The following is a 9,335-nucleotide window of genomic DNA, read 5'->3' on the forward strand; positions in this document are numbered from 1 at the left end:
CTCGAGACAAAGACGCGTTCGCTTTTGTATTCCGTTTTTACGCACCCAAGCTGAAGCAATTCGCTTACAAACATGTTGGTAATGAGCAAGTTGCTATGGAGATGGTGCAAGAGACCATGGCGACAGTTTGGCAGAAAGCGCACCTCTATGATGGTGAAAAGAGCGCGTTATCGACTTGGATATATACCATAATCCGAAACCTTTGTTTTGATCTGCTGAGAAAACAGAAAGGTAAGGAATTACACATTCATTCTGATGACATTTGGCCGTCAGAGTATTATCCACCTGATCTTGTTGATCACTATTCACCAGAGCAAGATATGTTGAAAGAACAGGTGGTTAAGTTTTTAGATATATTACCGAAAAACCAGAGAGATGTTTTACAAGCGGTATATCTTGAAGAGCTACCTCATCAACAGGTCGCGGAATTATTTGATATACCCCTCGGTACTGTAAAATCCAGGCTGAGGCTTGCAGTAGAAAAGCTAAGGCATTCAATGCATACGGAGCAACTATGAACAAACACCCAGATAACAGCTTGCTAGAAGCATACGCTTCGGGAAGCATTGATGCAGTTTCTGGTCTTGTGGTCGCAACCCATTTAGAAACATGCACCAAGTGCCGAGCTTATGTGAACCAAGTCGAAGCAAGTCAAGCGAACATCGTAAGTGACATACCTTCTGAGTATGTTTCTGAATTTGACGACATGTTTAATGACATCATCAATGCGGAGCCAGCGACTGATAATATCGTGATCCGCGACTCTGCTGCTGTTAATGTGGCAGGAAAAAGTTTCGCTCTTCCTAAAACTCTAGCGCGTTTCTCTGACCTCGTAGGGTCATGGAGAAGTTACGGAGGCAAGGTTTTCAGTGCTCAGATTGACCTAGGGGAAGACGCTCGTGTCAGCTTAATGTACATCGGGGAAGATGTGCAAATTCCTCAACATACGCACAAAGGCCTGGAGTCTACATTGATCCTACATGGTGGATTTAGTGACGAGGATGGCCAATATGAAGAAGGCGATTTGATGATTAGAGACGCATCAGTGAAGCACAGCCCTTACACTAAGGCCGGAGAAGACTGCTTGTGTTTAACCGTATTGACTGAGCCGATGATCTTTACTCAAGGCGTGGCACGTATATTTAATATGTTTGGTAAAGGGTTATACCCATAGACCTCTTATCTTATATCTCGCAAAACAAAAACCACCGAATTCGGTGGTTTTTTATATGTTTCGTTAATGTTTGTGACGTGCTTTTTCCAATAGAGCATCAAAGTAATGTCGTAGCGAGTACAACATAATCAAGCTTGGCACGACCATGACAGCGGTAAGCACGAAGAATGTGCTCCAATCATTAAGATAATCCACTAGCTCGCCACTGAAAGAAGCAAGAGTCGTCCGTCCGAAGTTTCCTAGAGAGGCAAGCAACGCATACTGAGTTGCCGAAAATGCTTGCCCGGTTAGAATCGTCAAAAATGAAACAAAAGCGACAGTTGAGAAAGCAGTCGTAAAGTTATCGACAATAATCGTGGCTAAGTACAAGTGCTCGTTTGGGCCTACCGAAGCAATCCAAGCAAACATCAAGTTACTGGCAGACATAGCAATACCGCCGATCATTAATCCACGTACAATACCAAACCTAACGTTGAACATGCTTCCGACAAAAGTAAAGAAGATGGTGGCTCCCCAACCGATCAGTTTGGAGTAATAGCCAATTTGTTCATTGCTAAAACCAATATCTTTATAGAACGCGATCGACATCCTGCCCAAAAACGCTTCGCCAATTTTAAATAGGAAAACGAACAGCAACAGAGTAATCGCGACACGGACGCCATTGCGATTAAAGAAATCAAGGAAAGGTTCTACAACAGTCACGGTAAACCAAGCTACGACTTTTGAACCAACCACTTCTTTGTGGCGTTGTTCAGCGGCAGACTGAAGTTGTTCGCGTTGAGTCTTCGGTTCACCGACTAAAATCGTAAAGACCATTAGAATGCCGACTATCACCGCCATCCCGTAGTACACACCATTCCAACCGACACTGTCAGCATTAACAAACGCTAAATAACCCGGTAGTGAATAACCTGTCCACCAGCCAATGACCGCCATTGCAGAAGCTTGAGGCAGTTTAGACTCTTCTGACTTTGGGAAAGTATCAATACGAAAAGCATCAATTGCGATGTCTTGTGTCGCTGAAGCCGTTGCAATGCACAAGGCGAGTAGTGACGCAAACACCAAGTTTTCCGCTGGATTAACGCCGGCAATAAATAGGGTAGCGACGAGTACGATACTTTGACAAAAGAAAATCCAGCTACGTCTTTGCCCCAGTAGTCTAAAGAGGACTGGCAGCTTCACGCGGTCAACCAGAGGTGCCCACAGAAAGTTGATCGCATAGACCGCAAAAACGCTACCAAAATAGCCAATTGCGGAGAGGGTCAAGCCGGCATCTTTTAGCCAACCTGACATGTTTGAACCGATAAGAACCCACGGAAAGCCGCTAGAGCAGCCCAGCATGAAAACCCACATGAGTCGTTTATCGAGGTAACTTTTTACCGTTTCCAACCAAGTGATGGAAGGTAATGAAGACATAAATCAATCCAATAAAATGAAGCCGTTGAAAGAGAAAGCCCTTCGATTATTCAAAGGGCTTATCGTTTTGGCTATTTAAGTAGTGTAGCTTTGGTGATGACGATTTGCGTCTCTGGTACATCACGCATTCGGCCTACTGTCGTGGTCGGCTGCTGAGCCATTTTCTGGATAACGTCGAACCCCTCAGTAACCTCACCAAATACAGCATAACCTGGTGGTCGAGCGCCATAGTTGAGAAAGTCATTGTCGACTAAGTTGACGAAAAACTGACGAGTTGCAGAGTTTGGTGCATTAGTTCGTGCCATGGCGATGGTAGTACGGTCATTGTTTAGGCCATTATTTCCTTCGTTTTTGATTGGCGCGTATGTTTTCACCATCTGCATATCTTGGTTAAAGCCGCCACCTTGTGCCATGAAGCCTGGGATAATACGATGAAAAATAGTACCTTCGTAGCTCCCATCTTCTACATATTTCAGAAAATTAGCGACAGTGATAGGTGCTTTCTCTTCGTTTAACTCAACCGTAAATGAACCAAGGGTCGTTTCAAACGCTACTTTTGGCCCAGCCCAAACGCTGCAGCTGAGTAATGCTAAAGACAGAATCGCTTTGCGTAACATTAGAAACGCTCCTGCATGTATTGACGAAGCTCAGGGTCATTGGCAATCTCTTTAAGCGTTAATGTCACCACATCATTCAATGTCTCTTCAATATCGGCATCAGAAGCACTCAATGTGCCAGATCGCTTTGCTGTACCTGTATAAGTTTTGACTAGCTTGCCCTCAGGTGTCTCTGCTGTGATTTCCAGCACAACTTTAGCGTCCATCTCATTTTCCATCACCGAATGCTTCACGTTGACCAACGCTTCTTGAACGCTCAATTCAATCGCGTTGTTGCTGTTTAGATCCGCATGGAAACCTTGAGATGAGAATTGCTTCTCTAATGCTTCTTCTAACGCAATACGTAAATTCTGTTTAGCATGAAGAGGAAGAATGTTCGAACGGCCGTTATCCACCAACGCCACGTATTGCGCTGCACGTACATCTTTGCTGGTCAAACTGTAAGTCTTGCCTTGAACAATTGGATTGGTGCTCAATGTGCTTTCTGGCATCAGGTTCAGCTGAGGTTGTTGAGGGGCTGAACACGCAGCAAGCAACGCAACCGAAGCCGCAAGTACCAATTTTCTCATTTTATTATTCCTTTTAACTATTTTGCTAAAGCTTATTTTGCGCTTAATTTAGCAGGATTTTTTGTAGCCTGTAAAATCACAAACTTATTGTTGGAAGCGATAAGTTTCACATTTTTATCGCCAAACAGACGTTTGAGTTTTGCGTCGTACCCGAGGTGACGATTTCCGATAACCAGTAAACGGCCATTTCCACTTAATACTTGTTTAGCATCGCAGAACATTTGCCAAGCAATATGATCGGTGATTGCCTGTTGTTGATGAAACGGTGGATTACACATAACCATAGAGCTGCTGCTGTGTTTAAAACCGTCCAAGCAATTGTTCGCTATGCACTGTATGTCTCTATTTTCACCAAGGTTGTCGCGTAGGTTCTGTTTTGCTGATTCAAGCGCCATAAAACTTTCATCAACACATGTTAGCCGAGCATTTGGATTCAACTGACCAAATTTAACAGACAGAACACCATTGCCGCAGCCGAGGTCGATGACATTGTCTATCGAAGGGTCTTGAGGCAGGTGCTGCAGCATAAAGCGTGCACCTAAATCTAAACTTTCTCCTGAATAGACATTTGGCATGTTCTTGAGTTCGATATCTTCGCCATCAACGCGCCAAGTCGTGAAAGGCATTACTTCAATCGGAGGCTCAACTGTTGCTTGAGAAAACACCAATCTGTGCTTTTTCCAGGCCAAAGATGTTTTTGTTTCGCCTAAGTATTTTTCAAACAGTTTTAGCGTCGAAGTATGAATGTCTTTCGCTTTATTGACTGCAATGACGGGGCAGGAAGCCGGTAGCGCCTTTCTTAATTGGCTTAGTATCCACACTAGATGGCGGTTACTTTTGGGCAGTTGCAGCAAGACGAGATCAATATTGGCAGGAACGAGGTCCATCGTGGTGGCAAACGCTACTTTATTGCACTGGTTTTGCTCGAGATTTTGCTGTGCACCTTTATGTGAGATGAATGAATCACTCATTAGCGTTACATGGTGTTTTTCCGAAAACCAGCAGGAGAGGGCACCAAAGCTGTCATTAATCACGAGGATGTTTTGATTGTCTGGCAAAGCAAGCTCTTCAACATGATTAATAAGATACTCATCACCGGCATCCCACGCTTGTAGCGTTTCGTTACTACGTTTTGGGAAACGATGAAGTGTTAAGCTTCGCTCGTGAAGGTTCAGTTCGGTTTTCATAGCTAAATGTAAGTTGATTTAGAAATTAAGTGTTATTGTCGCAAATGATGACGTGTCGAGATACAAAAAGCTGTCAAATTTTACGAGTTCAGTGATGGCTGCTCTCTAGGCATGCTCATGGAGTCGAGCGCCTTGAGACAATATGTCTACAAAGTGCGTCAATAATGAGAGTGACGTTTGAGTGATGCATGTCTGCTTTACTTAGGTATATACTTATGGAATTCGCATCAATGAGGAACGAATATGATCCAAGAAATCATAGAGAAGAAACTACACAGTGAGCTGCAACCCAGCTATCTCAAAGTCATTAATGAGAGCTACATGCATAATGTGCCACCAGGCTCAGAGAGTCATTTCAAAGTGATTGTTGTGAGTGATTCGTTCGCGGGACAGCGTTTGATTGGGCGCCATCGTCAAGTTCATCAAATTTTGGCAGATGAACTGGACAACCACATTCATGCATTAGCTATTCATACATATACTGATGAAGAGTGGAAGCGTGAACAAGATGGCGCCCCTGATAGCCCGATGTGTATGGGTGGTGGTCACTAAAAACGCAAGATATAAAGGTGCAGAGAAAGGTGGCTTAAGGCCATCTTTTTTCGTTTTACATTCTTTAGGGACGTTAACGTGGCACAAATTCTGGTTAAAAAATGTGTTAACAGTGTTTCAACAAATGAATGGAAATTGCAGAATATTTCAGGCGATGAATATCACTTTTCCATAAGATATGTATGGAATATGGCATTTGTGCGATGGGTCAAAGTTATGACTATTCTTTGACCTTTTAGACCTGATTCTACCGAAATAACCCCTCTATTCTAATGATTGATCATGGCATCAAGTTCCTAAAAAATGCTAGACTACGGCACCTGATAAATCTCGCGTATTCCTTGTGACGAGATTTTTAATAGGATGTTGCGATTTTGATGTTTAAAACAACATCAAAACCGGACACTGATGTCGTGTCTAAAAGTTACGCAATCAAAAGAATCTTTTTCCCGATAAAAGTAGTGCAAGTGCGTATGATTACAATAAAGAAGGGCTTGGATCTTCCTATCGCAGGAACTCCATCCCAGGTGATTAATGATGGTAAGACCATCAAAAAAGTCGCCTTGCTTGGCGAAGAGTACGTTGGCATGCGACCTACCATGCATGTCCGCGTTGGTGATGAAGTGAAAAAAGCGCAAGTTCTTTTTGAAGATAAAAAGAACCCAGGCGTGAAATTTACTGCACCAGCAGCCGGTAAAGTGATCGAAGTTAACCGTGGCGCTAAACGTGTCCTTCAATCTGTAGTGATTGAAGTGGCAGGTGAAGAGCAGGTGACATTTGATAAGTTCGAAGCCGCTCAACTTTCAGGTCTAGATCGTGAAGTGATCAAGACTCAGTTGGTTGACTCTGGCTTATGGACCGCTTTACGTACTCGTCCGTTTAGCAAGGTTCCTGCAATCGAGTCTTCTACTAAGGCTATTTTCGTAACTGCAATGGATACTAATCCACTAGCAGCTAAGCCTGAGTTGATCATTAATGAGCAACAAGAAGCATTCATTGCTGGTCTAGACATTCTTTCAGCCCTGACAGAAGGCAAGGTTTACGTATGTAAATCTGGCACTAGCTTGCCACGTTCTTCACAGTCTAACGTAGAAGAACACGTCTTCGATGGCCCTCACCCAGCAGGTCTTGCTGGCACCCACATGCATTTCCTATACCCAGTAAATGCAGAGAATGTGGCATGGAGCATCAACTACCAAGACGTTATCGCGTTCGGTAAGCTGTTCCTAACTGGTGAGCTATGCACAGATCGTGTTGTGTCTCTAGCTGGCCCAGTTGTGAATAACCCTCGTCTAGTTCGTACCGTAATGGGTGCAAGCTTAGATGACCTAACAGATAACGAGCTGATGCCTGGCGAAGTTCGTGTGATCTCTGGTTCAGTACTAACAGGTACACATGCAACTGGTCCACACGCATACCTTGGCCGTTACCATCAACAGGTTTCTGTATTACGTGAAGGCCGTGAAAAAGAACTATTTGGCTGGGCAATGCCTGGTAAGAATAAGTTCTCGGTAACTCGCTCTTTCCTTGGTCACGTATTCAAAGGTCAGTTGTTCAATATGACAACGACGACCAATGGTAGTGATCGTTCAATGGTTCCAATTGGCAACTACGAACGCGTAATGCCTCTAGATATGGAGCCTACTTTGCTGCTTCGTGATCTATGTGCCGGCGACACAGACAGTGCTCAAGCACTGGGTGCGCTTGAACTGGATGAAGAAGATCTAGCATTGTGTACCTTTGTATGTCCAGGTAAGTACGAGTACGGTACGTTACTTCGTGAATGCCTAGATACTATCGAGAAGGAAGGGTAATTTTCATGGCTCTTAAAAAGTTTCTTGAAGACATCGAGCATCATTTTGAGCCTGGTGGCAAACACGAAAAATGGTTTGCCCTGTACGAAGCTGTAGCAACAGTTTTTTACACCCCAGGTATTGTAACAAATAAAAGCTCGCACGTTCGTGATAGCGTTGACCTAAAACGTATCATGATCATGGTTTGGTTTGCGGTATTCCCAGCAATGTTCTGGGGTATGTACAACGCAGGTGGCCAAGCTATTGCAGCACTTAACCACATGTACGCTGGTGACCAACTAGCGACAGTTATCGCAGGTAACTGGCACTACTGGCTAACAGAAATGCTTGGCGGCACTATCGGTGCGGAAGCGGGTGTTGGCAGTAAGATGCTACTAGGTGCGACTTACTTCCTGCCAATCTACGCAACAGTATTTATTGTTGGTGGCTTCTGGGAAGTGTTGTTCTGTATGGTGCGTAAACACGAAGTTAACGAAGGTTTCTTTGTAACTTCTATCTTATTCGCACTTATCGTTCCACCAACGCTACCTCTATGGCAAGCGGCACTAGGTATCACATTTGGTGTTGTTGTAGCAAAAGAGATCTTCGGTGGTACAGGTCGTAACTTCCTTAACCCTGCACTTGCAGGTCGTGCATTTCTATTCTTCGCTTACCCAGCACAAATTTCGGGTGACGTAGTATGGACTGCAGCTGACGGCTTCTCTGGTGCAACTGCTCTTAGCCAATGGGCTCAAGGTGGTAACGGTGCTCTAGTTAACACAGTAACTGGCGCTCCTATCACTTGGATGGACGCGTTCATCGGTAACATCCCTGGCTCTATTGGTGAAGTATCGACTCTAGCTCTAATGATCGGTGCAGCGATGATCGTTTACATGCGAATCGCTTCATGGCGCATCATTGCGGGTGTGATGATCGGTATGATCGCAGTATCGACTCTGTTTAACGTGATCGGTTCTGACACTAATCCAATGTTTAATATGCCATGGCACTGGCACCTAGTTCTAGGTGGTTTTGCATTCGGTATGTTCTTCATGGCAACGGACCCAGTATCAGCGTCATTTACTAGCAAAGGTAAATGGTGGTACGGCATCCTGATTGGTGCAATGTGTGTGATGATCCGTGTAGTTAACCCAGCGTACCCAGAAGGTATGATGCTGGCGATTCTATTCGCGAACCTATTCGCACCTCTGTTCGACCATGTAGTGATTGAGAAGAACATCAAGCGGAGACTAGCACGCTATGGCAAGTAATAACGACAGCATTAAAAAGACGCTGGGTGTTGTTATCGGGTTGAGCCTTGTTTGTTCAATCATCGTATCAACAGCAGCAGTAGGTCTGCGTGATAAGCAAAAAGCTAACGCTGTCCTAGATAAGCAATCAAAGATCGTTGAAGTTGCAGGCATTGACGCAAACGGTAAGAAAGTACCAGAGCTATTTGCTGAGTACATCGAACCTCGTCTAGTAGACCTTGAAACAGGTAACTTTACTGAGGGTAATGCATCTACGTACGATCAACGTGAAGCATCAAAAGATGCAGAACGTTCAATCGCATTGACACCAGAAGAAGACGTAGCTGATATCCGTCGTCGCGCGAATACAGCAGTGGTGTACCTTGTAAAAGATCAAGATGAAGTCCAAAAAGTTATCCTGCCTATGCACGGTAAAGGACTATGGTCGATGATGTATGCCTTTGTAGCCGTTGAAACTGATGGTAACACTGTGTCTGCTATTACTTACTACGAGCAAGGTGAAACTCCTGGACTTGGTGGTGAAGTAGAGAACCCTTCATGGCGCGATCAATTCATTGGCAAGAAATTGTACAATGAAGATCACCAGCCAGCGATTAAGGTCGTGAAAGGCGGCGCACCGCAAGGTTCTGAGCACGGTGTTGATGGCTTATCAGGAGCGACGCTCACTAGTAATGGTGTTCAACACACATTTGACTTCTGGTTAGGTGATATGGGCTTTGGTCCTTTCCTAGCAAAAGTTCGTGACGGAGAACTTAA

10 protein-coding genes are annotated in these 9,335 nt (G+C 44.4%); 6 read left to right on the plus strand and 4 right to left on the minus strand.

The features are described from left to right. On the plus strand, nt 1-518 hold a 518-nt coding region (locus tag IQR33_RS18120; protein WP_193843906.1), incomplete at its 5' end, for an RNA polymerase sigma factor. Then, nucleotides 515-1,174: a ChrR family anti-sigma-E factor gene (locus IQR33_RS18125; protein WP_005380256.1), complete on the plus strand. Its 660-nt coding sequence runs from the start codon at nt 515-517 to the stop codon at nt 1,172-1,174. The genes IQR33_RS18120 and IQR33_RS18125, both read left to right, overlap by 4 nt. Before the next feature lie 63 nt (nt 1,175-1,237). Here IQR33_RS18125 and IQR33_RS18130 read toward each other — a convergent pair whose 3' ends face one another. From IQR33_RS18130 to IQR33_RS18145, 4 genes are all read right to left on the minus strand, one after another. Then, nucleotides 1,238-2,590 (minus strand): AmpG family muropeptide MFS transporter, encoded by a 1,353-nt coding sequence (locus IQR33_RS18130; protein WP_005380257.1) that lies wholly within the window; start codon nt 2,588-2,590, stop codon nt 1,238-1,240. A gap of 71 nt (nt 2,591-2,661) precedes the next feature. Next, on the minus strand, nt 2,662-3,207 hold the full coding sequence (locus IQR33_RS18135) for a peptidylprolyl isomerase (protein ID WP_017636023.1): 546 nt from the start codon (nt 3,205-3,207) through the stop codon (nt 2,662-2,664). After that, entirely contained in the window at nt 3,207-3,776 is a 570-nt protein-coding gene (locus tag IQR33_RS18140; protein ID WP_005380259.1) for a YajG family lipoprotein, read from the minus strand. The genes IQR33_RS18135 and IQR33_RS18140 overlap by 1 nt, the downstream gene beginning before the upstream one ends. A 32-nt stretch (nt 3,777-3,808) precedes the next feature. Next, complete coding sequence (locus IQR33_RS18145) at nt 3,809-4,963, minus strand: methyltransferase (protein ID WP_005391754.1); 1,155 nt, start codon at nt 4,961-4,963, stop codon at nt 3,809-3,811. Nucleotides 4,964-5,206: 243 nt separating this feature from the next. Between IQR33_RS18145 and bolA the strand changes: the two genes are divergently transcribed. From bolA to IQR33_RS18165, 4 genes are all read left to right on the plus strand, one after another. Next, entirely contained in the window at nt 5,207-5,515 is a 309-nt protein-coding gene (bolA, locus tag IQR33_RS18150) for a transcriptional regulator BolA (protein ID WP_005380262.1), read from the plus strand. 473 nt (nt 5,516-5,988) lie between these two features. Beyond that, on the plus strand, nt 5,989-7,329 hold the full coding sequence (locus IQR33_RS18155) for a Na(+)-translocating NADH-quinone reductase subunit A (RefSeq protein ID WP_005380264.1): 1,341 nt from the start codon (nt 5,989-5,991) through the stop codon (nt 7,327-7,329). A gap of 5 nt (nt 7,330-7,334) precedes the next feature. Continuing rightward, nucleotides 7,335-8,579 carry an NADH:ubiquinone reductase (Na(+)-transporting) subunit B gene (locus IQR33_RS18160; protein WP_005380265.1) on the plus strand — a complete coding sequence of 415 codons (1,245 nt, stop codon included), beginning with the start codon at nt 7,335-7,337 and terminating at the stop codon, nt 8,577-8,579. Continuing rightward, nucleotides 8,569-9,335, plus strand: a 767-nt coding sequence (locus IQR33_RS18165; RefSeq protein ID WP_193843907.1) for a Na(+)-translocating NADH-quinone reductase subunit C, incomplete at its 3' end; no start/stop codon positions are given. The genes IQR33_RS18160 and IQR33_RS18165, both read left to right, overlap by 11 nt.

Origin of the sequence: Vibrio sp. OPT46 (assembly GCF_015163535.1) — a bacterium.
GTDB lineage: Bacteria > Pseudomonadota > Gammaproteobacteria > Enterobacterales > Vibrionaceae > Vibrio > Vibrio alginolyticus.